25 protein-coding genes are annotated in these 25,683 nt (G+C 71.2%); 12 read left to right on the forward strand and 13 right to left on the reverse strand.

The annotated features are described in order from the left end of the window. Positions 1–102: 102 nt before the first annotated feature. Positions 103–1,278, forward strand: coding sequence for a flavin-containing monooxygenase (locus tag OG444_RS17255; protein ID WP_327263028.1), 1,176 nt, complete (start codon positions 103–105; stop codon positions 1,276–1,278). A gap of 81 nt (positions 1,279–1,359) precedes the next feature. On the opposite strand, the gene OG444_RS17260 is transcribed toward OG444_RS17255, so the two are convergent. Next, positions 1,360–1,869, reverse strand: a complete 510-nt coding sequence (locus OG444_RS17260; protein ID WP_327263029.1) for a hypothetical protein — start codon at positions 1,867–1,869, stop codon at positions 1,360–1,362. A gap of 279 nt (positions 1,870–2,148) precedes the next feature. Here OG444_RS17260 and OG444_RS17265 point away from each other — a divergent pair, with 279 nt between their 5' ends. Together OG444_RS17265 and OG444_RS17270 are read left to right on the forward strand one after the other, a co-directional pair. Continuing rightward, positions 2,149–4,383 carry an acetate--CoA ligase family protein gene (locus OG444_RS17265; RefSeq protein ID WP_327263030.1) on the forward strand — a complete coding sequence of 745 codons (2,235 nt, stop codon included), beginning with the start codon at positions 2,149–2,151 and terminating at the stop codon, positions 4,381–4,383. Between the two features lie 38 nt (positions 4,384–4,421). Next, entirely contained in the window at positions 4,422–5,231 is an 810-nt protein-coding gene (locus tag OG444_RS17270; RefSeq protein WP_327263031.1) for an enoyl-CoA hydratase/isomerase family protein, read from the forward strand. Positions 5,232–5,238: 7 nt separating this feature from the next. Here OG444_RS17270 and OG444_RS17275 read toward each other — a convergent pair whose 3' ends face one another. The 3 genes from OG444_RS17275 to OG444_RS17285 all read right to left on the reverse strand — a co-directional run bounded on the left by OG444_RS17275 (position 5,239) and on the right by OG444_RS17285 (position 7,739). After that, positions 5,239–6,021 (reverse strand): VOC family protein, encoded by a 783-nt coding sequence (locus tag OG444_RS17275; protein WP_327263032.1) that lies wholly within the window; start codon positions 6,019–6,021, stop codon positions 5,239–5,241. 98 nt (positions 6,022–6,119) lie between these two features. Continuing rightward, positions 6,120–6,878: a hypothetical protein gene (locus OG444_RS17280; protein ID WP_327263033.1), complete on the reverse strand. Its 759-nt coding sequence runs from the start codon at positions 6,876–6,878 to the stop codon at positions 6,120–6,122. Positions 6,879–6,917: 39 nt separating this feature from the next. Further along, the gene (locus OG444_RS17285; protein WP_327263034.1) at positions 6,918–7,739 is read right to left on the reverse strand and encodes a hypothetical protein; all 822 of its coding nucleotides are present in this window, start codon (positions 7,737–7,739) and stop codon (positions 6,918–6,920) included. Positions 7,740–7,975: 236 nt separating this feature from the next. Here OG444_RS17285 and OG444_RS17290 point away from each other — a divergent pair, with 236 nt between their 5' ends. After that, a complete protein-coding gene (locus OG444_RS17290; RefSeq protein WP_327266823.1) occupies positions 7,976–8,593 on the forward strand; it encodes a flavin reductase family protein in 618 nt (205 codons plus the stop codon). Positions 8,594–8,671: 78 nt separating this feature from the next. On the opposite strand, the gene OG444_RS17295 is transcribed toward OG444_RS17290, so the two are convergent. Genes OG444_RS17295 through OG444_RS17305 form a run of 3 tightly spaced genes read right to left on the reverse strand, consistent with a single transcriptional unit; the run spans position 8,672 to position 11,886 of the window. After that, on the reverse strand, positions 8,672–9,739 hold the full coding sequence (locus OG444_RS17295; RefSeq protein WP_327263035.1) for a Zn-dependent alcohol dehydrogenase: 1,068 nt from the start codon (positions 9,737–9,739) through the stop codon (positions 8,672–8,674). Next, positions 9,736–10,941, reverse strand: coding sequence for an acyl-CoA dehydrogenase family protein (locus OG444_RS17300; RefSeq protein WP_327263036.1), 1,206 nt, complete (start codon positions 10,939–10,941; stop codon positions 9,736–9,738). Before OG444_RS17300 ends, OG444_RS17295 begins: the two co-directional genes overlap by 4 nt. 33 nt (positions 10,942–10,974) lie before the next feature. Further along, positions 10,975–11,886: an SDR family oxidoreductase gene (locus tag OG444_RS17305; RefSeq protein WP_327263037.1), complete on the reverse strand. Its 912-nt coding sequence runs from the start codon at positions 11,884–11,886 to the stop codon at positions 10,975–10,977. Positions 11,887–12,006: 120 nt separating this feature from the next. Between OG444_RS17305 and OG444_RS17310 the strand changes: the two genes are divergently transcribed. The 3 genes from OG444_RS17310 to OG444_RS17320 all read left to right on the forward strand — a co-directional run bounded on the left by OG444_RS17310 (position 12,007) and on the right by OG444_RS17320 (position 14,508). Beyond that, the gene (locus OG444_RS17310) at positions 12,007–12,933 is read left to right on the forward strand and encodes a cyclase family protein (protein WP_327263038.1); all 927 of its coding nucleotides are present in this window, start codon (positions 12,007–12,009) and stop codon (positions 12,931–12,933) included. Between the two features lie 153 nt (positions 12,934–13,086). Beyond that, the gene (locus OG444_RS17315; RefSeq protein ID WP_327263039.1) at positions 13,087–13,776 is read left to right on the forward strand and encodes a hypothetical protein; all 690 of its coding nucleotides are present in this window, start codon (positions 13,087–13,089) and stop codon (positions 13,774–13,776) included. Positions 13,777–13,890: 114 nt separating this feature from the next. Further along, positions 13,891–14,508 (forward strand): TOPRIM nucleotidyl transferase/hydrolase domain-containing protein, encoded by a 618-nt coding sequence (locus OG444_RS17320; protein ID WP_327263040.1) that lies wholly within the window; start codon positions 13,891–13,893, stop codon positions 14,506–14,508. Positions 14,509–14,702: 194 nt separating this feature from the next. Here the strand turns inward: OG444_RS17320 and OG444_RS17325 are convergent, their stop codons facing one another. From OG444_RS17325 to OG444_RS17340, 4 genes are all read right to left on the reverse strand, one after another. Then, positions 14,703–15,179, reverse strand: a complete 477-nt coding sequence (locus tag OG444_RS17325) for an ATP-binding protein (protein ID WP_327263041.1) — start codon at positions 15,177–15,179, stop codon at positions 14,703–14,705. Between the two features lie 423 nt (positions 15,180–15,602). After that, the gene (locus OG444_RS17330; protein ID WP_327263042.1) at positions 15,603–16,502 is read right to left on the reverse strand and encodes an acyl-CoA dehydrogenase family protein; all 900 of its coding nucleotides are present in this window, start codon (positions 16,500–16,502) and stop codon (positions 15,603–15,605) included. A 5-nt stretch (positions 16,503–16,507) separates the two neighbouring features. Further along, positions 16,508–17,665 carry an acyl-CoA dehydrogenase gene (locus OG444_RS17335; RefSeq protein ID WP_327263043.1) on the reverse strand — a complete coding sequence of 386 codons (1,158 nt, stop codon included), beginning with the start codon at positions 17,663–17,665 and terminating at the stop codon, positions 16,508–16,510. Then, a complete protein-coding gene (locus tag OG444_RS17340; protein WP_327263044.1) occupies positions 17,665–18,864 on the reverse strand; it encodes an amidohydrolase family protein in 1,200 nt (399 codons plus the stop codon). The genes OG444_RS17335 and OG444_RS17340 overlap by 1 nt, the downstream gene beginning before the upstream one ends. Before the next feature lie 129 nt (positions 18,865–18,993). Here OG444_RS17340 and OG444_RS17345 point away from each other — a divergent pair, with 129 nt between their 5' ends. Continuing rightward, complete coding sequence (locus tag OG444_RS17345; RefSeq protein ID WP_327263045.1) at positions 18,994–20,547, forward strand: AMP-binding protein; 1,554 nt, start codon at positions 18,994–18,996, stop codon at positions 20,545–20,547. A gap of 312 nt (positions 20,548–20,859) precedes the next feature. Here the strand turns inward: OG444_RS17345 and OG444_RS17350 are convergent, their stop codons facing one another. Both OG444_RS17350 and OG444_RS17355 read right to left on the reverse strand, forming a co-directional pair. After that, positions 20,860–21,225 carry a hypothetical protein gene (locus OG444_RS17350; protein WP_327263046.1) on the reverse strand — a complete coding sequence of 122 codons (366 nt, stop codon included), beginning with the start codon at positions 21,223–21,225 and terminating at the stop codon, positions 20,860–20,862. Positions 21,226–21,239: 14 nt separating this feature from the next. Continuing rightward, positions 21,240–22,493, reverse strand: coding sequence for a helix-turn-helix domain-containing protein (locus OG444_RS17355; RefSeq protein WP_327263047.1), 1,254 nt, complete (start codon positions 22,491–22,493; stop codon positions 21,240–21,242). Between the two features lie 448 nt (positions 22,494–22,941). Between OG444_RS17355 and OG444_RS17360 the strand changes: the two genes are divergently transcribed. From OG444_RS17360 to tgmC, 4 genes are read left to right on the forward strand one after another with little or no spacing between them, the layout of a single operon-like run. After that, a complete protein-coding gene (locus OG444_RS17360) occupies positions 22,942–23,154 on the forward strand; it encodes a hypothetical protein (RefSeq protein ID WP_327263048.1) in 213 nt (70 codons plus the stop codon). Positions 23,155–23,213: 59 nt separating this feature from the next. Then, positions 23,214–23,525 (forward strand): putative ATP-grasp-modified RiPP, encoded by a 312-nt coding sequence (tgmA, locus tag OG444_RS17365; protein ID WP_327263049.1) that lies wholly within the window; start codon positions 23,214–23,216, stop codon positions 23,523–23,525. Continuing rightward, on the forward strand, positions 23,522–24,475 hold the full coding sequence (gene tgmB / locus OG444_RS17370) for an ATP-grasp ribosomal peptide maturase (RefSeq protein WP_327263050.1): 954 nt from the start codon (positions 23,522–23,524) through the stop codon (positions 24,473–24,475). The genes tgmA and tgmB overlap by 4 nt, the downstream gene beginning before the upstream one ends. Beyond that, complete coding sequence (gene tgmC, locus OG444_RS17375) at positions 24,472–25,602, forward strand: ATP-grasp peptide maturase system methyltransferase (protein ID WP_442810549.1); 1,131 nt, start codon at positions 24,472–24,474, stop codon at positions 25,600–25,602. The genes tgmB and tgmC overlap by 4 nt, the downstream gene beginning before the upstream one ends. Positions 25,603–25,683 lie beyond the last annotated feature (81 nt).

Raw genomic sequence — 25,683 nt, forward strand, 5'->3', positions numbered from 1 at the left:
TGCGCGGCCTGCGCGGGCGGCCCGCACGCCGTGATCGATCCGCAATCGATTCCCCGCCCGACCGAGACCCATCAACCCAGCGTGGCGATACGATCACACCTCATGCCCGGAGACCCGACAGCACCCGACATGACCACCCAGCCCCGCCCCGTGTACGTCATCGGGGCCGGCCCCGGCGGCCTCGCCGCGGCCGCCGCGCTGCGCGCCCGCGGGGTCCGTGCGGTGGTCATCGAGAAGTCCGACGCGGTCGGTTCGTCCTGGCGGGGGCACTACGACCGGCTGCGCCTGCACACCACGCGCCGGCTCTCCGCCCTCCCGGGCCTGGCCATGCCGCGCCGCTTCGGGCGCTGGGTCCGCCGCGACGACGTCGTGCGCTACCTCGAGAAGTACGCCGAGTTCCACGAGCTCGAGCTGGTCACCGGCGTCGAGGTGACCCGGATCGAGCCCGCTCCCGAGGGGGACGGCTGGATCCTGCACGCCACCGGTGGGCGCGAGCTGGCCGCCGCGGCCGTCGTCGTCGCCACCGGCTACAACCACACGCCCGCGCTCCCCGACTGGCCGGGCCGGGACACGTACGAGGGCCGGCTGCTGCACGCCGCCGACTACCGCAACCCGCAGCCGTACGCCGGCCGGGACGTCCTCGTCGTCGGCGTCGGCAACACCGGCGCCGAGATAGCCGTCGACCTCGTCGAGGGCGGCGCGGCGCGCGTGCGGCTCGCCGTGCGCACCGCGCCGCACATCCTGCGCCGCTCCACCGCCGGCTGGCCGGCCCAGCGCAGCGGGATCCTCGTGCGCCGGCTGCCCAAACGCCTCGTGGACCGGCTGGGTGCGCTCGTCGCACGGGCCTCCGTGCCGGACCTGTCGGCGTACGGGCTTCCGCGCCCCGCGACCGGCCTGTACAGCAGGGTCGAGCAGGGGTCGATACCGGTTCAGGACGTCGGTCTGATCGACGCGGTGCGCAGCGGCAAGGTGGAGCCCGTGGCCGCGGTGGAGTCCTTCGACGGCGCCGAGGTGGTGCTCGCGGACGGCTCGCGGATCGCCCCGGACGCCGTGATCGCGGCGACCGGCTACCGCCGGGCCCTGGAGGGGCTGGTCGGACACCTCGGGGTGCTCGACGAGCGCGGCCGCCCCCGTACGCACGGCGCCCGCAGCCCCGGGCAGGCCCGCGACCTGTACTTCACCGGCTTCAGCAACCCCATCAGCGGGATGCTCCGGGAGATGGCCATGGACGCGGAGAAGATCGCCAAGGCGGTCGCCCGGCGGACGTCCGGCAGCTGAGCCGCCGCCCGCACCGCACCACGGAGGGGCGCCGTCGACGCCCGCCGCACCCGCCGGTGCCCGCCGACGCCCCTCGGCGGGTCACAGCAGGTGGTCCAGGTCGTAGAGGCGCCGGCGCCACCAGGCCCCCCTGCGGTGCGGCTGCCGGTGGGCGAACGGGTCGGGCACGGTCCGGCGCCACAGCTCCTCGTCCAGTCGGGCCAGCAGGGCCTCCAGTTCCCGGCGCGGCCGGGGCGGCAGCCTGTGGACGACCAGTTCGAGGAGGTCCCGGGCCACGGCGATGTCGTTGCGGAGGTCGCAGTGCTCGCAGCCGCAGTAGTCCCGCCGCAGGTACAGCCAGCGGCCCGGAAGGGCGAGGAAGGAGCGGCAGGTCGCGAGGGCCGTTGCCGTCGCCCCGGGCCAGAGCCCTTCGTCGTACGGGCGCCGGCACTCCTCGCGGTGGATCGCGGCGACCGTCCGGGAGGAGAGCCGGTCGATCCGGGTGGGCCACGGTCGGAGCGGCCGGAAGCCCCCGCAGTGACCGGCACCCGTGTACATCGGCTGGGGCAGGGCCGGTTCGGCGCGCAGTGCGCTCGGTCGCCTACGCGGCATGGGCCTTTCGGACAGCAGTCATGCGGTAGATGATCACACTGCCGCGGGCAGACATCCAGGGCCGCGGACGGTGCGCGTGCCGACCCGGGCCGCGGGCGGGTGATCTCGGCCGGAAGTGCACTCTGGACCCGCTCCGCGGGAATCTGTCACCGTTCACCACACCACCTCCACAGCTTTCCTGCGCAGCCCTGTTCCTGACGGCACGTCAGTTCAGTAATCTGACTACACGTCAGTTATTGAGTTCCATCGAGGTTCATCGAGCAGGAGTGGGCGGCAACGATGCTTGGATCTACTCACGGCACCCTCACCACCGACTTCCGCGCACGTGTCGAGGCCTGCGGGGAATCCCCCCGGACCGCCGTCCATTCGTCGGCGGCCCCCTCCCCCGACGACGCGGTTCCCCTGGACGTCAGCGGACGACCGCTGCACGCCGACGTGCCCGACCTGGACCGGTTCTTCCGGCCCGAGTCCGTCGCCGTCATCGGCGCCTCCGACGCCGAGGGCCGGCCCAACACCGGCATCACCCGCCAGCTCATCGCCTGGGCGGAGCGCGTCGGTGCCCGGCTCCACCCGGTACACCCCACCCGCCCCACCGTCTTCGGGCTGACCTGCCACGCCTCCGTGGCCGACCTGCCCGAACAGGTGGACCTCGCCGTCCTCCTCGTCGCCGACCCGCTCCCCGTCATCGAGGAACTGGCCGAGACCAAGGTCAAGTTCGCCGTCGCCTTCGCCTCCGGCTTCGCCGAGACAGGCGACGCGGGCGCCGCCGCCCAGGAGCGGCTCGGCGCCGCCGTCCGGCGCTCGGGCCTGCGCCTGCTGGGCCCCAACACCAACCTCAACGCCTTCGAGGAGTTCCGCGAGGACCTCGACGGCCCGGCGATCGCCCTGATCACCCAGTCCGGCCACCAGGGCCGGCCCGTCTACACCCTCCAGGAGCTGGGCATCCGGCTCTCCCACTGGGCGCCCACCGGCAACGAGGCGGACCTGGAGACCTCCGACTTCATCTCCTACTTCGCCGAGCAGCCCGAGGTCGGGGCCATCGCCTGCTACGTGGAGGGCCTGAAGGACGGCCGGTCCTTCCTGCTCGCCGCCGACCGGGCCGCGCGCAACGGGGTCCCCGTCGTCGCCGTCAAGGTCGGCCGCACCGAGACCGGCGCGCGCATGGCAGCCTCCCACACCGGGAAGCTGACCGGCGCCGACACCGTCGTGGACGCCGCCATGCGCCAGTTCGGCGTCATCCGCGTCGACGGTCTCGACGAGCTCCAGGACACCGCCGCGCTGCTCGCCCGGGCCCGCAGGCCCAAGGCCGAAGGCGTCGTCGTCTACTCCATCTCCGGCGGCACCGGGGCGCACTTCTCCGACCTGGCCACGGAGGCGGGCCTGACCCTGCCCGCCCTCTCGCGGGCCAAGCAGGACGAGCTCCACCAGTGGATCCCGGAGTACCTGAACGTCGCCAACCCCGTCGACAACGGCGGCCACCCGGTCGGCGACTGGCGCGGCCGGAAGATCATCGACGCGATCCTCGCCGACCCCGCGGTCGGCGTCCTGATCTGTCCGATCACCGGCCCCTTCCCGCCCATGAGCGACCGGCTCGCGCAGGACCTGGTGGACGCGGCCGAGCAGAGCGACAAGCTGATCTGCGTGATCTGGGGCTCCCCCGTCGGCACCGAGGAGGCCTACCGCACCACCCTCCTCGGCTCCTCCCGCGTGGCCACCTTCCGTACCTTCGGCAACTGCATCACCGCCGTACGCGCCTACCTCGGCCACCACCGCTTCACCACCGGATACCGCTCCCCCTTCGAGGACGCACCGCGGACGCCCTCGCCCTCGTACCGCAAGGCGCAGGCCCTCATGCGGCCGTCCCAGCAGCTCAGCGAGCACGCGGCAAAGCAGCTCCTGCGCGCCTACGGGATACGGGTCCCCCGCGAACAGCTGGTGACGAGCGCGGCGGCGGCCGTCCGCGCGGCCGGGCTGGTCGGCTACCCGGTGGTGATGAAGGCCTCGGGACCGCAGCTCGGGCACAAGACGGAGCTCGGCCTGGTGAAGATCGGCCTGACCTCGGCGAGCCAGATCCGCGACGCGTACCGGGAGCTGACCGACATCGCACGCTACGAGAACGTGCCGCTCGACGGGATCCTCGTCTGCCAGATGGTGGAGCGGGGCGTGGAGATGGTCGTCGGCGTCACCCAGGACGACCTCTTCGGCCCGACCGTGACGGTGGGACTGGGCGGGGTCCTGGTGGAGGTGCTCCACGACGCGGCGGTCCGTGTCCCGCCGTTCGGCGAGGACCAGGCGCGGGCCATGCTGAGGGAACTGCGCGGGCACGCGCTGCTGGAGGGCGTACGGGGGGCGCCCCCGGCCGATGTGGACGCCCTGGTGGAGGTCGTCCTGCGCATCCAGCGGATGGCCCTCGAACTGGGCGACGAGCTCTCCGAGCTGGACATCAACCCCCTGATGGTCCTCCCCCGGGGCCAGGGGGCGGTGGCCCTGGACGCCCTCGCCATCTGCCGTTGAGCGGCGCCCCCGCACCCCACACGAACGGAAGCCCGCCCATGACCGGCACCCCCGAGGACGAAGTCCTCCACCGCATCGACAACGGCGTCGCCTGGATCACCCTCAACCGCCCCGAGGCGATGAACGCCGTCACCTGGGACCAGCGCGAGCGCGTCATCGCACTGCTTGCCGAGGCCTCCGCCGACCCCGCCGTGCGGGCCGTCGTCATCACCGCCACCGGCAAGGGCTTCTGCGCGGGCGCCGACCTGCGCGGCAGCCCGGGCGGAGCCGCCGCCGGCGAGCGCATCGCCGGTGACGTCGCCCGCATGATCCGCCTCGGCGCGCAGCGCCTGATCACCGCCGTGCTCGACTGCGAGAAGCCGGTCCTCGCCGCCGTCAACGGCACGGCCGCCGGTATCGGCGCCCATCTCGCCCTCGCCTGCGACCTCGTCATCGCCGCCGAACCGGCCCGCTTCATCGAGGTGTTCGTCCGCCGCGGGCTGGTCCCCGACGGCGGGGGCGCGTACCTGTTGCCGCGGCTGGTGGGCCCGCAGAAGGCCAAGGAGCTGATGTTCTTCGGCGACGCCGTCCCGGCGGCCGAGGCCGAGCGCCTGGGCCTGGTCAACCGGGTGGTGCCCGCCGAGGAGCTGGAGGCGACCGTCCGCGCGTGGGCCGAGCGGCTCGCGCAGGGACCCACCCGGGCGCTCGCCATGACCAAGCAGCTGGTCAACGCCTCCCTGGACGGCGACCGGGCGGCCGCGCTGGCCGCCGAGGCCACCGCTCAGGAGATCAACATGACCACGGCCGACGCGAACGAGGGGGTGGCGAGCTTCGTGGAGCGCCGCACGCCCAAGTACCTCGGCCGCTGAATCCGTCCTACATCTGCGGGTCGGGCTTGAGCAGCGCGAACACCGCTCCGGCCGGGTCGGCCAGCCAGGCGATCCGGCCGACGTCCGGGAGGTCGGTGGCCGGCATGACGACCGACCCGCCGTTCGCCCTGGCCACCGCGACGGTGGCGTCGACGTCCGTCACGTGGAAGTACGGCGTCCAGCGCGCCCGGTCGCCCTCGCCGCCCATGTGCGGGGCGATCCCGCCGAAGGAGGCGTCCTCCTGGTCCCCGTCGGCGGTGCTCAGGACCTGGTACGTCATCCCGGGCGCGGGCATCTCGGCACTGCGCCATCCGAACAGGCCGGTGTAGAAGGCCAGGTCGGCGGCGGGGTCCCCGACGTGGAGTTCCGTCCAGACCAGCGAGTTCGGGGCGGACGTCAGCTGGAGTCCGGCGGTCTTCCCGGGCTGCCAGCAGGCGAACTCGGCGCCCTGCGGGTCGGTGTAGTGGGCCAGCCATCCCTCGCCCATGACGTCCCCGGGCTCCATCCGTACCTGCCCGCCGGCGGCACGGACGGCCTCGGTGGTGGCCTGGATGTCGGAGGTCATGAAGTGCTGCATCCAGGCGGACGTCGCCCCCTCCTCGGTGAGCGGTCCGAGCGCGGCGACGGTCTTCCCGTCCACCTGGAAGAAGCCGTAGCCGCCCGCCTCGGGACCGGCGGAGGCGAAGTCCCAGCCGAGGACGGCGCCGTAGAACGCGACCGCCGCCTCGGTGTCGGGGCTCCCCAGGTCGAGCCAGTTGGGTGATCCGGTGGTGAAGTCGGTGCCGAGCATGGGGTCCTCCCGGGACTACGGCGGCGGTACGAGGTCGCTGCCACGATGCCGAGCCTCCGCCCCCGCCCGGGCGTACGGACCCACGGAGGCGGGGGGTTTCACCCGCGTGGGGGTACGGGCACCCGGTCCGGTGCGTGCCGGAACTGGTCGTAGAAGGCCGTCTTGAGCCGGAGCGACTGCTCCTCGGCCTCCCTGAAGCAGGCCGCGGCCGCCGCTTCGTCGTCCGCGCCGGTGAGCAGCTCCCGTACCCGGGTGCCCAGGCGGTCGGAGTGGGTGGTGGACAGCAGGGACACGCTCTCCAGGGAACGCTTCTTGGCGTCGTGCACGTGGTGCGGGTAGTAGAAGCGCGAGCGGTTCTCGCCGTCGCCGGTGAGCTGTGGCCCCATGCGCTGCCACAGCCGCCCGTACTCGACGGAGACCAGGATCTCGCCCCAGAACCGCAGGATGGTGAGCAGCTTCAGGTCGGAGCGTTCGTGGCCGCCCGCGTCGGCGATCAGGGCGAAGGTGTCCTCGATGGCGCGCCTCGTCGCCGCGGTCGGCCTGGACCGGACGATGGCGGACCTGGGGATCCCGAGGCTGCCCATGTCGTACGTCATGTCCTCGCGGTGCGAGGGGGTGTGCCCGCGGCCGTCGGGGTACTCCTCGCGGAGGATGACCCGGGCGATCCGCAGCCCGGCCTCGTCCTGCAGCAGGTCGATGGCGAGGTCGTAGGCCGGGGTGAAGGCGAGGGAGAGGAAGCGCCGCTGGAGCAGGATCTCGGCGAATTCCTGGTCCGGTAGCCGCGTGATGTCCGCGAGCACCGGATGCCGCTCGTACTGCTCGATCAGTTCGTCCTCGAACCTGTCCAGGTCGCGCACGGCCGTGTCCCTTCTCTTGTCTCCCGGTCGTTCTGCTGATCAGTGGAGGTCGATCGATCTCATCGGGTCGCGGAGGTCGACCTCGCTGCCGATGCCCCAGAGGGTGTCCAGTTCCTTCTGGACCTGCCGGCCCATCACGGTGTCGGATCCGTCGATCTCGGTCTGGGGGGATTCGATGGCCAGCTGCCCGTGGAGGAACGAGCTGACCAGGTAGTGCTCGTCGGCCTTGTAGACGGCGATCGACGGCAGGGAGTTGTAGACGCGGACGCTGAGCCTGGTCCGGAGCTCCGGTGCGAGGCGGTCGTGGATCGTCTTGAGGATGTCCAGGCTCGCGCCGACGTCCACGGAGCTGCGGGTGGCGCGCAGGGCCTCGTCGCGCAGGTCCGCGACGGCGGACTTCGGGTGCAGCAGCAGGATGCGCACCTGGACGTTCCGCTCGGTGACGGCCCGCTCCAGCTCTCCTTCGAGGCGGCTCAGGTTGGGTATCCAGGTCTGGAGGATGGAGACGTCCTGGCGTGCGGCCCCCAGGAGCCTCTTGAACTCCTCGTCGGAGAAGACCCGGTGGACCCGGGTCACGCCGAGGTAGTGCTGGCGCCGGAGCTCGCCGGTCAGCCCGTCGAGGGTGAGGCCGGATATCTGGGTGTTGATGTTGTCGAGCACCTTCAGGCGGTCGAACTCCATCAGGAGGAAGAGCGTGACCGTGCTCAGGATCAGCAGCGTGATCTTCGGGAGCGTGCCGCCGGGCGCCATCTTGTCCAGCCAGCCGAAGAGGTCGGCGACCAGGACCAGGATGCCCGCCGCCGCCATCGCCCCGAGCGAGATCCGCTCGGCCCGGTACCGAAAGCCGTTGCCACTGCCCATGACCCACCCCAGCCCCGACGCCGTTGTCGTAGGCACCGACCTTACACACGAAGCCGGGTGATCTTGACGGCACCTCATGTTCGGTGCGCTGCAAGGGAGTTGCGCGTTGAACGACCGTCGAGCGGTCGAACCGCCGAGCCGTCGAGCCGTCCAGGTCCCGCAAGCACCTCCCCCTCCACCCCTTCCTATCTGACGCACCGTCAGCTTCAATCATTGCTGTGATGGGACATGCAGGGATGGCGGCCACCGTCGTCCGATACCTCAGGTCAGTCGGCTCCCCCACCTCCGCCTCGGCGCAGCGGGAACCCGAGTCCGTCGACGCCCTGCCGCGTCCCGACCTGCGGGCCGTCGGCGAGGACGAGCGCGCGCCGGTGTCCCCCGCCGAGTTCCGGGCCGTCCTCGGGAACTTCGCCAGCGGGGTCACCGTCATCACCGCGCCGCCCGGTAAGGACGAGGGCGGCCCGGCCGGCTTCGCCTGCCAGTCCTTCGCCTCGCTGTCCCTCGATCCGCCCCTGGTCACCTTCATGGTGGCCCGTACGTCGACCACCTGGCCGCGGATCGCGCGCGCCGGGGTGTTCTGCGTCAACATCCTCGGGGCCGAACAGGGCGAGCTGTGCCGGTCCTTCGCCGTCAGCGGCGCGGACAAGTTCGCCGGGGTGACCCACACCCCCGCCCCCGTCACGGGATCTCCGCAGCTCGACGCCGTACCCGCCTGGATCGACTGCCGGATCCAGGCCGTCCACACCGGCGGGGACCACCTCATCGTGGTGGGCCGGGTCGTGGCCATGGGCGCGGCCGGCGAGGGCGAACCTCTCCTCTTCCACAAGGGCCGCTTCGGCCGCCTGGCCGACTGACCCCGCCCACCTCCCCGGCCCCGTACGCAGAAGGGCGGCCCCGGGCCGTCCGGACCCCGGGGCCGCCCTTCCCGCGGATCAGAAGGTCAGCACCCCGCGCGCCACCCGCCCGTGATGGGCGTCGTCCGCGGCCTTGGCGAAGTCCTCGACCGGATAGACCTCGGTCACCAGCTCGTCCAGCAGCAGCCGGCCCTGCCGGTACAGCTCGGCGTACAGGGCGATGTCGCGCTGCGGGCGCGAGGAACCGTACCGGCAGCCCATGATCGTCTTGTCGAGGTACATGGACGACACGAGGAAGGACGCCTCCTCCCGGAAGCCGGGCACACCGAGCAGGACCGCCTGCCCGTGCCGGTCCAGGAGGTCGATCGCCTGGCGGATCAGCTTGACGCTGCCCACGCACTCGAAGGCGTGGTCGGCGCCGGTCGGCAGGATCTCGCGCACCGCCGCCGACGAGTCGGCCACCGCGGACGCGTCGATGAAGTGCGTGGCCCCGAACTGCCGGGCCACCGCCTCCTTCGCCGGGTTCGCGTCCACCGCCACGATCGTCGTGGCACCCGCGATCCGGGCCCCCTGCAGGACGTTCAGCCCGATGCCGCCGGTGCCGATGACGACCACCGTCTCACCACGGTCCACGCGCGCCCGGTTCAGTACCGCCCCCACCCCGGTGAGGACCCCGCAGCCGATGAGCGCCGCCGAGGTCAGCGGGATGTCGGCCGGTATCTTCACCGCCTGCACGGCGCGGACGATCGTCCGCTCCGCGAAGGAGGAGTTGGAGGCGAACTGGAAGAGCGGCTTCCCGCCCCGCGAGAACGGCTGCCCCGGCATCCCGATCGCCTTGCGGCACATCGTCGGCCGGCCCCGGTCGCAGTCCGCGCAGGCCCCGCAGTTGGCCAGCGTGGACAGCGCCACGTGATCGCCCGGCACCACGTGCGTGACGCCCGGACCCACCGCCTCCACGACGCCCGCGCCCTCGTGCCCCAGCACCACCGGCGGCGGGAACGGAATCGTCCCGTCTATCACCGACAGGTCGCTGTGGCACAGCCCGGCCGCCCCGATCGCCACCAGCACCTCCCCCGGCCCCGGGTCCCGGATCTCCAGGTCGTCGACCACCTGGGCCTGCTTGCCGTCGAACACGACGCCTCTCACCTGGACTCCTTAGGCAGGCCGAGCACACGCTCGGCGATGATGTTCCGCTGGATCTCGTCCGAGCCGCCGTAGATGGTGTCGGCACGGGTGAACAGGAACAGGCGCTGCTCCTCGTCGAGCCCGAGTTCGTACGGCAGCCCGGGCGCCCAGGCCGCCGGCCCGGCGGTGGCCGCAGCTCCTCGGACCTCCACCGCCAGCTCCCCGAGCCGCCGGTGCCAGCCGCCCCACAGCAGCTTGGCCACGCTGGGCGCGCCGGGGTCCCCCGCGGAGGAGGCCAGGGTCCGCAGCGCGTTCCACCGCATCGTGCGCAGCTCGGCCCACTGCCGGACCAGCCGGTCCCGCAGTACGGGGTCCCCGGCGCCGGAGGCGGCCCGCGCCGCGTAGGCGGCCAGGACCCGCTCCAGTTCCGCCGCGAACCCGATCTGCTGGACCAGGGTCGAGACCCCCCGCTCCAGGGCGAGCAGCCCCATGGCCACGGTCCAGCCGTCGCCCTCCGCGCCGACGACCCCGGCCGCGACCGCTCCGTCGAAGAAGACCTCGTTGAACTCGCTCGTCCCCGACATCTGCCGGATCGGCCGGACCTCGACGCGGCCGGGCTGGTCCATCCGTACGAGGAGGAACGACAGGCCCCGGTGGCGGCGCGAGCCGGGCTCGGTGCGGGCCAGGACGAAGCACCAGTCCGCGTCGCGGGCGAGCGAGGTCCAGATCTTCTGGCCCGTCACCCGGTACCGCCCGTCCGCCGCGTCCCGTACCGCGGCCGTACGGATCCCCGCGAGGTCGGACCCGGCGCCCGGCTCGCTGTAGCCCTGGCACCACAGCTCCTCGCCCCGCGCGATGCCGGGCAGGAAGCGGCCCTGCTGCTCGGGGGTCCCGTAGGCGATGAGCGTCGGGGCGAGGAGGTTCTCACCGATGTGGCCGACCCGGCCGGGCGCGCGCAGGGCCGCGTACTCCTCGGCCCACACCACCTGGCCGGTCAGCGACAGCCGGCGGTTGCCCCACCCGTCGGCCTGCCAGCCCTGCCCGATCCAGCCTCCCCGGCCCAGCTCGCGCTCCCACTCGCGCCGGGCTTCGATGCCCTCGTGCTCGCTGCCCGGCCCGCCCAGGCCGAGGACCCCCGCGTACGGGCCCACGAGGTGCTCCGCCAGCCACGCCCGGGCGCGCCCGCGCAGCTCCTCGTCCTCGGCCCCGAAGCTGAATTCCACGCCGCTCCCCCTTTGGTCCGGTCCGGTCCGCGTCTACGCGTTGGGGCGGTCCTTGGCGGCCGCCGCCTTGGCCATGGCCTCCAGCTGCGCGAGCATCGGCATCGGGTCGGTGCCGACCGTGCCGGGGAGGAAGTCGGCGATCTTCTCCGGCGTCCAGGCGCCCTCGGCGTAGCCGGCGCGCAGCTCGCGCGGCTGCGCCCAGACGGCGATCTTCGGGCCGGCGATCGTGTAGACCTGCCCGGTGATGTCCTCGGCCCTGGCCCGGTCGCTGAGCAGGTAGGTGACGAGCGCGGCCACGTCCTCGGGCTCGCCGATCTCCTTGAGCTCCATGGGGACGTTCGCGGACATGCGGGTGCGGGCGACGGGTGCGACGGCGTTGGCGGTGACCCCGTACTTGGCCAGGCCCAGCGCGGCGGAGCGGACGAGCGAGATGATCCCGCCCTTGGCCGCGCTGTAGTTGGCCTGGGCGACGGAGCCCTGGTGGTTGCCGCTGGTGAAGCCGATCAGGGTGCCCGAGCCCTGCCGGCGCATGACGGCGGAGGCGGCGCGGAACACGGTGAAGGTGCCCTTGAGGTGGGTGGCGATGACCGGGTCCCATTCCTCCTCGGCCATGTTGAACAGCATCCGTTCGCGCAGGATGCCGGCCACGCACACGACGCCGTCGATGCGGCCGTACTGCGCGAGTGCGGTGTCGACGAGGCGCTGGCCGCCCGCCATGGTGGAGATGTCGTCGGCGACGGCGACGGCCTCCCCGCCGACGGCCAGGATCTCCTTCACCACGCCGTCGGCGATCTCGCTGCTGGGCTCCGCGCCCTCGATCCCGACCCCGTAGTCGTTGACGACGACCTTGGCGCCCTCGGCGGCCGCGGCGAGTGCCACGGCCCGCCCGATGCCCCGGCCGGCGCCGGTGACGGCGACGACCTTGCCTGCCAAGAAGTTCCCCACGTCCGGCCCCTTCCCGCGATTTCTGACGGACCGTTAGATTCTATGGGTAGTCAGATGTGCGAGCACAAGCCCTCGTTGCCGTCGTAACCGCCACATCCACGCAAGGAGCTGTCGACGCCCATGACCCTGCCCGCCGAGTTCCACGACATCGCCAAGCGCGTCAACAACTGGGGACGATGGGGCGCCGCCGACGAGATCGGCACCCTGAACCTGATCACCGACGAGGTGGTCCGGGGCGCCGCGGCGGAGATCCGTACCGGCCGCCGGATCCCGCTCGCCCTCCCGCTCAAGGAGGACGGGGTCCAGGTCGGCATGATCCCGGGCCGGATCAACCCACTGCACACGATGGTGCAGATCAACCAGGAGCTCTTCGGGCCCGGCACGGTGGCGTGCAGCGACGACGCCGTGAGCATGGGCCTCCAGGCGGGCACCCACTGGGACGCCCTCACCCACGTCTCGCACTCGGGAAAGATCTACAACGGCCGCCCGGCCGGCACCATCACGGCGCACGGCCGCGCCGAGTTCAGCGGCATCGACAAGGCCGGCCACATCGTCTCGCGCGGAGTCCTCCTCGACGTGGCGCGCGCGAAGGGGCTGGACCGGCTGCCGGGCGGCCACGCGGTGACGCCCGGGGACCTCGCGGAGGCCGAGGAGTTCGGCGGGGTGACCGTCCGCCCCGGCGACATCGTCCTGGTCCGCACCGGCCAGATACAGGTCTACCTGGCGGGCGACAAGCACGGCTACGGCTTCCCCTCGCCCGGGCTGTCGGTCCGCACACCCGAGTGGTTCCACGCGCGGGACGTGGCGGCCGTCGCGAACGACACCCTGACCTTCGAGATCTTCCCGCCGGAGATCGAGAACCTGTGGCTGCCCGTGCACGCCCTCGACCTGGTCGAGATGGGCATGCACCAGGGCCAGAACTGGAATCTCGAAAAGTTGTCCACAGCCTGTGCAGAAGAAAACCGCTACGCGTTCCTTCTCTCCGCGATGCCGGAACCGTTCGTCGGCGGTACCGGCACTCCGGTGGCCCCGGTGGCCCTCCTCTGAGTCCGTCGGGGCGGGTGCGGGGCGGGCGGCGGCGGACCGGACGACCCCGGCCACCCGCGTGCCGTGCCCAGTGGAACCATGAGGTGGACATGACGCGTCACCGTACGCGCGTCACACCCCGTCCCCACCCCCTTCCCCGCAGGAGAAGCCCGCATGGCCAACCCGTACCAGGTAACGCCGCCACCTGCCCCCAGGCGCCGCTCGGGCGGCAACGTCGTCGCCGTCATCGTCCTCGCCGTGGTCATCATCGGCGGCTACTTCCTCATGCAGTCGCTCCGCAAGGACGACGGCAAGCCGACGGCGTCCACCTCGGCCTCCCCCTCGGCCAAGCCCACCGCCAAGGACCCCGGCTCCCCCGAGTCCTCCTCCGACACCTCCAGCGCGTGGAAGGTCGGCGACTGCGGCGGCCCCGACCCGGCGAAGGCCCCCGACGGGTTCAAGCGGACGGGCTGCTCCGACTCCGGCGCCACCTTCAAGGCCATCGACATCAAGGACGCCAGCATCCTTCCGGGCTCGATCCAGTGCCCGCCCGGCACCGACCTGATGATCGAAGTCAGCATCTCCTACAACGGCGGCAAGAGCAGCGGCATCCCCACCAACACGGTCTGCGGCCGCAACCTGTCGGGCGACCACCCCGGCGACGCGGGCGCCGGCGGCGGCCAGCTGGTCAAGGGTGACTGCGTGACCTCCCAGGCCAAGGAGGTCGCCTGCAGCGGCTCGGGCGCCCAGAAGGTCCTCGGCCTCGTCAAGTCGAAGTCCGAGTGCCCCTCCGGCACCACCGACCCGATCGAGCTGACCATCGCGATCGGCCGCCCGTACGACGTGATCTGCACCGACGGCTAGACAGCTGCCGAAAGGCCGTCCGCCCGCCGTCCCGGCACGACGCCCGGGACGGCGGGCGGCCGCAGGCGCCGAAAAGCGCGTGCCGCACCCTCCGCGAAGGCGCAGACTCACCCCATGGCGGACATGCGGGCATTGCGGGAAGCGGTCGACGAGTGGGCGGGCGGCGGCACCGGCGAGGCCGCGGGCGAGCTGGCCGCCCACTTGAACGTACGGACGGCGGTCCTGCTGGAGGGCCCCAGCGACCTCGCGGCCGTCGAGGCGCTCGCCGAACGGCGCGGCCGCGACCTCGCCGCCGAGGGCGTGTGCGTCGTGTCGATGGGCGGCGCGATGAGCGTGGCCCGCTACACCGGCCTCCTCGGCCCGCCCGGCCTGGGCCTGCGCCTGACCGGACTGTGCGACGAGAACGAACAGCCCTTCTACGACCGCGCCCTGGAGCGGGCCGGAGCTCCCCGCGAGGGCTTCTTCGTGTGCGTGGCGGACCTGGAGGACGAACTCATCCGCGCCCTGGGCACCCCGCGGATCGAGGACATCCTGCGGGCCGAGGGCGAGCTCCGCTCCTGGCAGACCTTCGTACGCCAGCCCGCCCAGCGCGGCCGGGCCCGGCCGCAGCAGTTGCGGCGCTTCCTGGGCACGACGAAGGGCCGCAAGATCCGCTACGGCCGCCTCCTCGCCGAGGCCCTCGCCCCCGAAGAGGTACCGGCCCCGCTCGACGGTCTCCTCGCGAGCGTGTGACCCGGTCCGGCCCCCTCCCCGGGAGGGGGCGCGGCGGGTTCTGCGGGTGGCGGCGGCGCGCATGCACGCCCCGAGCGCGGCACGGCAGCCGCCACCCCACGACCCGCACTCGTCAAGGCCTGTCCTTGGCGTCCCCTCGCGTCGAATCGCTCCACACCAGGGTGATCAAGATGTGACGAACCGTCAACACCTCGTTAGAGGTACACGCGCGGTTCCCGTACCGGGGAGTGACATTCCGGCGCGCCGTCCGAGTGGTGCTCGGACGCGCAGTCCGAGGCCGATTTCTCCGCACGGTCGATCTCGCACCAGATCTGTTTGCCCGCGCCCTCGCGCGACCAGCCCCAGCGGTCCGCCAGCCCGTCGACCAGCTCCAGGCCGCGCCCGCCCGTGTCCTCGCCGCAGGCCTGCCTGCGGGCCGGTGCCCGGTCGCTCGCGTCGGCCACCTCCACCCGGACCCCGGGCCCCCCGAACAGCATCCTCAGCACGGCCGGACAGCCCGTGTGCACGACCGCGTTCGTGACCAGTTCGGAGATCAGCAGGATCAGCGTCTCGGCGAGCGGCTCGTCATCCCCTATGCCCGACCCGGCCAAACGGGACCGGGCCCACCGGCGGGCCCGGCCGACCTCGGCGGGATCCGCTCCGACCTCCAGCTGAACCTGAAGCACCTGCACCGCTCACACCATCCGAACCGGCGGACACTTCGCCTCGCGACCGACGGGATCACCTGGGGGTACCTCCGGGCGGTAACCCGGGGGGAGTGATCCCCTTGCGGAGCAGCATGGTTGACGTACAGTCACCACAACAAGCGCTTCGGGCATATTCCCGCGCGAAGGAGTGGGCGTGGTGCATACTGTGCGACGCTCGCGCCGCTCAACCGCTCGCATTCGTGGGAGCGTACCGGAGCAGGCCCCTCCTTCCGGGCCGCAATCGGGCGTCGAAGGACACAAACCGATATCAACTCTCTGTAATCGGACATGCGTCCCGCGCCGTCCCTCCCGTGCCTCGACGTCACAGCGAGCGACGACCGCCGAGGCCTCCCGGCCCGCGCGCCGGTGTGCCCCGGGGCCAGCCCCGGGCCCGACCCGGCCGCCGCGCTACCCCGCCGAGCCCAGCAGTTCCTGCGCCAGCAGCTCCTCCGCCTGCGCCGCCGTACGCCACTGCTCCGCCCGCACCCAGGCCCGCTTGAGGTGCAGGTGCACGTCCGCCTCCCAGGTGAAGCCCATCCCGCCGTGCACCTGCAGACAGTCCCGCGCGCCCCGCACGGCCGCCCCGTCCGCGAGGAGCTTGGCCGCCGCCACCTCACCGGGATCCCCCGTCACCGCCGCCGCGTAGACCGCCGTACGGGCCACCTCCGCCCGCACCAGCATCTGCGCGCACAGGTGCTTGACCGCCTGGAACGCCCCGATCGGCTGCCCGAACTGCTCGCGCTCACCCGCGTACCGCACCGCCAGCTCCACCGTGCGCAGTGCGCTCCCGACCTGCAGCGCGGCCGTCAGCAGCGCCCCCGCCTCGCGGTACGGCGAGACGTCGCCCACCGCCACCGCCACCCGGTGCAGCGGCGTCAGCGGGTCCACCGAACGCACCGGCTCGCCGGCCGGCACCCCGGACGCCCCCAGCACCGCGTCCGCGTCCGCGAGGTGGGCCACCAGCGGCCCGTCCAGGTCGAAGGCGCTCACCACGGCCGTCCCGGCCGCCGCGCCCGGCACCACCCCGGCGGCCAGGTGCGTGGCCACCAGCGGCCCCGGCACGAGCGCCCGCCCGGCCTCCTCGAAGACCAGGACCGCCTCCGGCAGCCCCAGACCCACACCGCCCTCCGCCTCCGGCAGGCGCAGCGCGAAGAAGCCCGCCTCGCCCAGCTCCCGCCACAGCGCGCGGTCCACGCCGGCCCCGGTGTCGACCGAAGCCCGCAGTGCCTCGCGCCCGTACCGCCCCGCCAGCAGGTCCCGTACGCCCGCCCGCAGGTCCTTCTGGTCCTCGGTCGGCTGGAAGTCCATGCCCCTCACCGGCCCTTCGGGAGGCCGAGGATCCGCTCGGCGACGATGTTCTGCTGGATCTGCGAGGTGCCCGCGGCGATCGTGTACGAGAGGGACGACAGCCGGTCCAGGACCCACCCCTCCTCCAGGGAGAGGGACGAGGCCCCGAGGACCTCCGCGGCCGTGTCGTACAGCTCCTGGCGCGCGTGCGAGTAGGCGAGCTTGAAGACGGAACCGCCGATGCCCGGGACCCCGCCGGCCGACCGCTCGGCCTCGCTGACGTTCCACTGGGTGAGCCGCCACAGCGCGCCGAACTCCCCGTACAGCCGCCCCAGCCTGCGCCGCAGCACCGGATCGTCCCACCGGCCGTTGGCCTTCGCCGTCCGGGCCAGTTCCCCCAGGGTCCGGCGGCAGGCGACGACCTCGCCGACGAAGGCGGTGCCCCGCTCGAAGGACAGCGTGACCATGGTGACGCGCCAGCCGTCGTTCTCCGCACCGACCCGGTCGGCCACCGGGACCCGCACCTCGTCGAGGAACATCTCCGCGAACTCCGCCGAGCCGGCGAGCGTGCGCAGCGGCCGCACCGTCACCCCCGGCGCGTCCATCGGCATGGCCAGCCAGGAGATCCCCCGGTGCTTGGGGGCCGACGGATCGGTGCGCACCAGCAGCTCGCACCAGTCGGCGACCTCCGCGTGCGAGGTCCAGATCTTCGACCCAGTGATCACGTAGTCGTCGCCGTCGCGCACGGCCCGCGTCCGCAGGGAGGCCAGGTCCGACCCGGCGTCCGGCTCGCTGAATCCCTGGCACCACACCTCGTCGCCGCGCAGCACGGGCGGCAGCCAGCGCGCCCGCTGCTCGGCCGTGCCCTCGGCGGCGATGGTCGGACCGGCGTGCAGCAGCCCGACGAAGTTCGCGCCGACGTACGGTGCGCCGGCGCGCTCGGTCTCCTCCAGGAAGATCAGGTGCTGGGTCGGGGTGGCCCCGCGGCCGCCCGCGTCCAGCGGCCAGTGCAGGCCCGCGTACCCGGCCTCGTACAGCCGGCGCTGCCAGCCGAGATCGTACGCGCGCCGCCCCGGCCAGTCGTCGGGGGACGGCGCGGCCGGCAGCTCGGGGAGCACCTTGGCGAGCCATACGCGCAGCCGGGCGCGGAATTCCTGCTCCTCCTCGGTGTAGGTCAGGTCCATCAGCGGCGGCTCCTGTCCAGGTCGAGTCCGAGCATGCGGATGGCGTTGCCGCGCATGAGCTTGTAGATCGTCTCGTCGTCCAGTCCCTTCACGTGGTCGAGGGCGACCTCCTTGGTGTGCGGGAAGGTCGAGTCCACGTGCGGGTAGTCGGTCTCGAAGGTGGCGTTGTCGCGTCCGACGACGTCGAGGGAGGCGATCCCGTGCTTGTCGCGGAAGAAGCAGCAGAACATCTGCCGGTAGTAGTAGGTGGAGGGCGGTTCGGGGATCAGGTCGCGCACGCCGCCCCAGGCGCGGTGCTCCTCCCAGACGTCGTCGGCGCGTTCCAGGGCGTAGGGGATCCAGCCCATCTGACCTTCGCTGTAGGCGAGCTTCAGCGTCGGGAACTTCACCAGGACGCCGCTGAAGAGGAAGTCCATCATCGAGGCCATCGCGTTGTTGAAGCTGAGCGAGGCCTGGACGGCGGGGGGCGCGTCGGGGGAGGCGGCGGGCATCTGGGAACTGGACCCGATGTGCATGTTGACCACCGTGCCGGTCTCCTGGCAGACGGCGAAGAAGGGGTCCCAGTAGCCGGTGTGGATGGAGGGGAGCCCGAGGTAGGTGGGGATCTCGGAGAAGGTGACGGCCTTCACCCCGCGGGCCGCGTTGCGCCGGATCTCGGCGACGGCGAGGTCGATGTCCCACAGCGGGATGATGCACAGCGGGATCAGCCGGCCGCCGCTGTCGCCGCACCACTCCTCGACCATCCAGTCGTTGTAGGCGCGCACGCAGGCGAGGGCGACCTCCTTGTCGTGGGCCTCGGCGAAGGTCTGCCCGCAGAAGCGCGGGAAGGTCGGGAAGCACAGCGAGGCCTCGACGTGGTTGAGGTCCATGTCGGCGAGGCGGGCCTTGGGGTCCCAGCAGCCGCGGCGCATCTCCTCGCGGGTGATGCCCTCCAGGGTCATGTCGTCGCGGTCGAAGCCGACGGCGGCGATGTTGCGCTTGTACGGGAACTTCAGGTCCTCGTAGATCCACCAGTCGGTCGGCGGGCCGTCGGGGTCCATGGTGATGACGTACTTGCCGCCGGTGTAGGCGAGTTCGCCGATGCCTGCGGTGAGCGCCTTGGGGCCGCGGTCGCGGTACTTGGCGGGCAGCCAGACGTCGAACAGGTGCGCGGGCTCGATCACGTGGTCGTCGACGCTGATGATCCGAGGCAGTTCCATGGTCTCCCCAATCCGCGATCTGATGGATCGTCAGAAACAAGCTAGCCCCGCCACCCCTGGACCGACAAGCATCCGCGCTCTACGCTCTGCGCTTGATCTGACTATCCGTCAGCTATGGGGAGGTCTGGGATGACGGACACCGCGACCGCGACAGAACTGAGCCGGTCCCGCACCCTGTGGGAACTGATCACCAGGCGCGCCGCACTGACCCCGGACACCACCGTCCTCACCGAGGCCGCCGACGATCCCGCACACGACCGCCGGCTGACCTTCGGGGAGCTGCGCAACCGCTCCGAACGCGTCGCCGCCGGCCTGTACGACATGGGGGTACGCCCCGGCACGGTCGTCGCCTGGCAGCTCCCCACCCGCATCGAGACCGTGCTGCTGTCCATCGCGCTCGCCCGGATCGGCGCCGTACAGACCCCCGTCATCCCCTTCTACCGGGACCGCGAGGTCGGCTTCGCCCTCCGCGAGTCCAAGGCCGAGCACTTCGCCGTCCCCGGAACCTGGCGCGGCTTCGACCACACCGCCATGGCCGCCCGCCTCGGCGCGCGCGGCGTCTTCGAGGCCTACGCCTCCCTCCCCGACGGCGACCCCGCGGTCCTGCCCCCGCCGCCCGCGGACGGCACCACCGTCCGCTGGATCTACTGGACCTCCGGCACCACCTCCGACCCCAAAGGCGTCCTGCACACCGACCGCTCCCTGATCGCGGGCGGCTCCTGCCTCGCCCACGCCCTGCACCTGGGCCCGTCCGACGTCGGCTCGATGGCCTTCCCGTACGCGCACATAGGCGGCCCGGACTACCTGATCATGCTGCTCCTGTACGGCTTCCCCGCCGTGCTCTTCGAGAAGTTCGCGATGCCGGACGCGCTGGACGGGTACCGGCGCCACGGGGTCACCGTGGCCGGCGGATCGACGGCCTTCTACTCCATGTTCCTGACCGAGCAGCGCAAGGCCCCGGACGTCCCCCTCATCCCCACGCTCCGCCTCCTCGCGGGCGGCGGCGCCCCCAAACCGCCGGAGATCTACCACGCGGTCGTACGGGAACTGGGCTGCCGGCTCACCCACGGCTACGGCATGACCGAGGTCCCGATGATCACCATGGGCGCCCCGGACGACACCCCCGAGAACCTCGCCACCACCGAGGGCCGCCCGCCCGCGGGCATGTCCATCCGCATCACCGCCCCGGACGGCACCCCGCTTGCCCCCGGCACGGACGGGGAGGTCCGGCTGCGCGGCGAGGCCGTCTGCCAGGGCTACCTGAACCGCGACGCCTCGGCGGAGGTCTTCGACCCCGACGGCTACCTGATCACGGGCGACCTCGGGCACCTGACGCAGGACGGCTACCTGGTCCTCACCGGCCGCAGCAAGGACGTCATCATCCGCAAGGGCGAGAACATCTCGGCGAAGGAGATCGAGGACCTCCTCCACCGCCTCCCGGGCATCGCGGACGTGGCCGTCATCGGCCTCCCGGACCCCACCCGCGGCGAACGCGTCTGCGCGGTGGTCGAACAACCCCCGGGAGCCGCCCCCCTGACCCTCCCCCAGCTGACGTCCTACCTCCGCACGGAGGGCCTGGCCACCCACAAACTCCCGGAACAACTGGAACTCCTGGAGTCCCTCCCCCGCAACGAGGCCCTGCGCAAGGTCCTGAAGTACAAACTGCGGGAGCGGTACGCGTGAGCCCTGCGGGGCGGTCGCAGATGCCCGGCCCGGTCGGGCGCGAAGAGGCACGACCGGGAGGCGGGGCCCAGCCAGACCCGATCCCGAGTCGGGGGAAGCGCGTCCAATTGCTACGCGCTCCCCATCTCTCAGCGTCTCCAGCCCGTCCTGGGCCGGACATAGGCCGCCCACGATCCATAGGCGCTTCTCGATGACGCGTCTGCGATCCATCCGGGGTCGTCACTTCCACGACGACGAAGGAAGATCTTCTAGTGGTGCCTGGACCCCCGACGTCCTGCCCCCGTCCTTCGCCGCGGGGCTGAAGACGTCACATCAGATGGCGGCTTTCTCGATCGCCTCGAAGATGTCGGCGTCGGTCTCCTGCTGCCAGGACGGCAGATCGGGCCATTCAGCCACGTAGCCCGGCTTCGGTTCGTCGAAGTGCTTGAACATCTGGGCCGTCCAGCACGTCGCGACGAACCGGCTCTTCTGCTCGCGGGACAGCCTCGACGTGTGGCCGCCGCTGATCTCGATGAACTGCCGGACCTGGTCGTAGACCGACCCTGCTGCCTCGCGCTCCCAATCCGGGGTGTCCTCCCACGGAGTGACGTAGCCGGCCTTCGGCTCTCCGGGGTAGTGCTGGCGCACCCCGGCGATCCAGGTCTCACGGAACAGTCGTGCACCCTCGGTCTGCGACATGCCTACCCCTCTCGTCACGGCGTGCTCAGCTTGGTGATCTCCGCCCCCAGCTCCGCTACGCGGTGGTCGCGGCTCAAGGGACCGAACTCGTCGCACAGGGCTCGGAGTCTACGGGCGACGTACCCAGATGCTGAGGCTCGGGCCAGACTCACGGCCTCCCACCCGTATGCCAAGACCTGGTCGGGGTCACGCCGCTTCGCTCCGATGGCGGCCAGGCTGGTCAGCACCACGCTCCGGCGCCGGTACGACTGCCCCGACGCAAGGGCCGTCTGCGCCAGTGCCGTCTTCAACGTCGCCTCCGCCAGGTCCAGGCGGCCTAGCTGCACGTAGCGAGCTCCCCGCTCCTCGGCCAGGCGGGAGCCGTCGAAGCGGAGCCATCCGCCGTTCGTACTGCCATCGGTAAGGTCCCTGACCTTCTCGGCCTGGTCCAGCGCGCGTTCACACGCTGTGAGGTCCCCAAGTCCGGCGTAGGCCTCTGCTTGGACAGACGCGACCCAATACCGCGTCGAAAGGTCACTGTCCCCCCGCCCGGCCAGCCGCTCGGCCGCACCCAGCATCTGTGCCGCTTGGCAGTAGCGCTGCTCAGACATGTCCACGTAGGCGTGGCGTACGAGGGCACAGGCCCACAAGTCGTACGCACCCGCGTCTTTGCTGACCGAGGCGGCGAGCGAGTACGAGGCTGCAGCGTCGGTGTATCGGTTTCCGTCGAAGGCGACTTCGCCCGCCATCTGGAAGAGGTTGGCCGCTGCGCTCAGGAGGGGGCGGGAACCGCCTCGGCTGGCTGCCAACGCTTCATTCAGAGTCGACAGCTGGTCACGGATGACGGGGTAGACCGAACCTTTCGAGCGCGCAAGTTGGTAGACCTGCCACAAGTGGCTGTTCATCCGCTCGAAGTCGGCGGGAAGCCCCCTCAGCACCCCATCGGTGAAGGCGTCGGCCTCGTCGACCGGCAGGGCTGTCAGGGCTCCGCTGACCGTCAGGATGCGAAGGAATTCGCGGCGAATCATGTCGTCGGGGTCTCCCGCGCTCGGGTGGTTTTTGGACTGCGGCCCCGTGGCCTCCTGCCCTGCGGCTCGTAGCTCTGTCAGGAGGGCGTCAAGCTCTTGGAGGCTGACTTCGAGGGCGATGGCCAAACCTCGCCGCTGGGGTGGCTGCGGTTCGATCCTGCCACTCTCCCAGCGCCCGACCGTCGTACGGTCAACGCCGAGCAGCCCGGCCAATTTCTCCTGACTGTAGCCCAGGGTCTTACGCCGTTCGGCTAATCCCATGACGACCTCTTCCCGCGACCTCGAAGCCTGCGGTACCCGTGCACGGATCTGATCCAAGAATGCGGCATTCATGCCGTGGAGTCCCCCGACTTCCTCCGGTTCCATGGAGGTTGTCGCGAACCGGCAGGGCATGACACAGCGAAGGGTGCCGACATGGCAACGCAGAATGGCACAGAGGGACACGACCACGAATCACACTCGCGTCCTCTCGAACTCGCGGCGGAGCCTCGCCTCCTCATGACGCTTCGCGTGTCTCGCGACTCCGGTCGTACGTGGACCCGGACGACCAATGTCCAGGCGGGCGACTCGTACGTCATCCTCTCGGACCCGGGCCGCTACCCGCCGTGCGAATGCCCGCGCTGTGGTTTCCAGCTGGGATCTGCCCGTGCACAGAGCCTGCGCTCCAAGGGGTGAAGCCAGCGCATCCTCTTCAGGAGGGCAGGGAGCAGTGCGAAACGATCACGCAAGCAGCAGGCCGGCTTGGGTCGGCGATCTGGTCAAGGACGAGGACGGCCGGGTTGCGATCGTCACCGACGTCGCAGCCGGTGCCGTATGGATCCTTCGCCCCGTTGGCTGCCTCCTCGCAGACCTGTGGACCACCACCGACCCCGACAGCCTCTTCGTCCTCATGACACGAGCACAGCGCGTCGCCTCCCGATGACCTCGGTGCGGCAGAAAACGCCTCCAGAGCCGTCCGATGTCCAGACATGGAGAATGCGAATGTTCAATCACGCCGACCGAGTGCCCGCCGGCGACGCCCTGCCCACGGGGCGTCTCACACCCGTCCCATGGGGTGTCCAACGCATGATCCCGTACCCCGCCGTTGCTCTCGCCTACGGACGCGCCGAGATCGACGCAGACACACAGGCCGCCCGCTACTACGACACCGATGGGCAGCCGATGATGATGCCGGAGCACGGAACCAGCACCGGTACCAACCCTGCCACCAACACAGGAAACCCTTCCGACGGCAGCAGCGGAGGCGGTTCAGGCGGCGGTGACCAGGACACCGGCAACGACAACGACCAGTGAGCCGCTCCGGCCCGGTGCTGGTCGTCACCATGAAAGACGACCCCACGGCCGACCTGGTGATCCGCGAGCTGCACGGTCGGGAAGTCCCGGTCGTACGGCTCGATTCCGGGGACTTCCCAGCCACCTTGGCGTTCGCGGCATACGTCACGCCCGATGGCATCGAAGGGTCCTTGACCACCCCGACCCGAACCGCGGACCTTACTGGGATCCGGTCCCTCTACTACCATCGACCGTCCGGATTCGCCTTCCCCCACCTGTCCGGGCATGACGCCCGGTTCGCACTCACTCAAGCCCGGTACGGACTCGGTGGCGTCATCGCCTCCTTGCCCGGCTGCCTCTACGTCAACCATCCGCACCGCATCGGTGACGCCGAGTTCAAGCCTTCCGGCCTCGCAGCCGCCGTCACCTCCGGTTTCGACGTCCCCGCCACGCTCGTCACGTCCGACCCCGGTGCCGCCCGCACCTTCATCAAGGATCACTGTGGGCCGGTGATCTACAAACCTCTGTCGACACCGCTCTACCGGATCGGCGGTGTCTCCTGCACCGTCGAAGTGAAGACGGTGACGGCCGACGAGATCGACGACCGAGTCTCCGGTACAGCTCACCTGTTCCAGCACCTCGTACCCAAGTCGGCCGACGTACGAGTGACCGTGATCGGTGACCGAGTCTTCGCGGTCCGCATCGAATCTGCGCTATTGGACTGGCGGACCGACTACGAACAGCTGGTCTACAGCGTCGTACAACCCCCACCCCACATCACCGCATCGCTCTTCCGCTACCTGTCCCTGTTCGGGCTGGTCTTCGGCGCTTTCGACTTCGCCATCGACCATTCCGGAGGATGGTGGTTCCTCGAATGCAACCCCTCCGGACAGTGGGCATGGCTGGAGCCCGAAACCGGCTTGCCCATGGTGGCGGCCATGGCTGATCTCCTGGAAAGGAAATGCGCGTGACCGACGACGCCGAGAAGCTGCGGTTGCGGCTCGCCGGACAGCTCGCCGATGCCGGCCATCTGCGCACGGACCCGTGGCGCCAGGCGGTCGAAGCCGTGCCACGTCACGAGTTTCTGCGGGGTGGGTACTTCGAACGCATCGATGTGCCGGGCCGCCCTACAGCCTGGACACCCGTCATGCCTGAGAGCCCGTCATGGCTGGAGGCCTGCTACACGGACGACTCCCTCGTCACGCAGATCGCAGGCACGATCGTGCCTGGTGACCTGCGTGGTGAGATCACGCACCTGCCCACGTCGTCCGGCACCCTGCCGTCCTTGGTCGTGCGGATGCTCGAAGAGCTCCAGATCGATGAAGAACACCGGCTGCTCCTCATCGGCATCGGAACCGGCTACTCCAGCGGCCTGGCCTGTCACCGCCTCGGCGACGCTCACGTAACCGCTGTGGAGATCGATCCAGACGTCGCCGCCCGTGCCCGCAACGCGCTCGGCCGGTGCGGCTACGCACCAACGGTCGCCGTCGGCGATGGTCTGGCCGGGTGGAAAAACGGCAAGCCGCACGACCGGGTCATCGCCTACTGCGGAACAGTCACCATTCCGTACGAGTGGGTGGATCAGACCGCGCCCGGCGGAACCATCGTCACCACCGTCGGCGGATGGATGTACTCCTCCGAGCTCGCCCGCCTCACGGTCGCCGAAGACGGCACCGCGGCAGGCCGGTTCCTCCACGGCCGGAACTCCTTCATGCTGGCCCGCCCGCAGACGCCCCCTCCACTGGGGCTCCTCCCCGACCTCGACCAAGCCGACGAACAGCCCACAGAGCTCGCTGCCCCCATGCTCGACGACTGGGACACGCGGTTCGTCGCCCAGCTCGCCGCTCCGCGGACTCAGCGCATGACCTTGGACCGCGACGGCCGAACTGAGCACGTCCTCCTCGATGTCGAGGCGGGCGCATGGGCCGCGCTGCGGCAGGAGGGAAGTCGATGGCTCGTTCGGCAGGGAGGACCGGATCGTCTCTGGGACCGGATCACAGACCACGTCACCCGCTGGCGCCACGACGGATCGCCCACTCTCGACCGGTTCGACATCACGGTCACGCCTGAAGGGCAAACGATCACATGGCGACGCTGATCGCCCGCTCTGCACCCCAGACGGGGCACGGACGCGGTCCCTGGGCAGCGCGTAGCGATCTGGGGCGGCTTATGTCCGGCC

The sequence above is a fragment of the Streptomyces sp. NBC_01232 genome, from assembly GCF_035989885.1.
Taxonomy (GTDB): domain Bacteria; phylum Actinomycetota; class Actinomycetes; order Streptomycetales; family Streptomycetaceae; genus Streptomyces.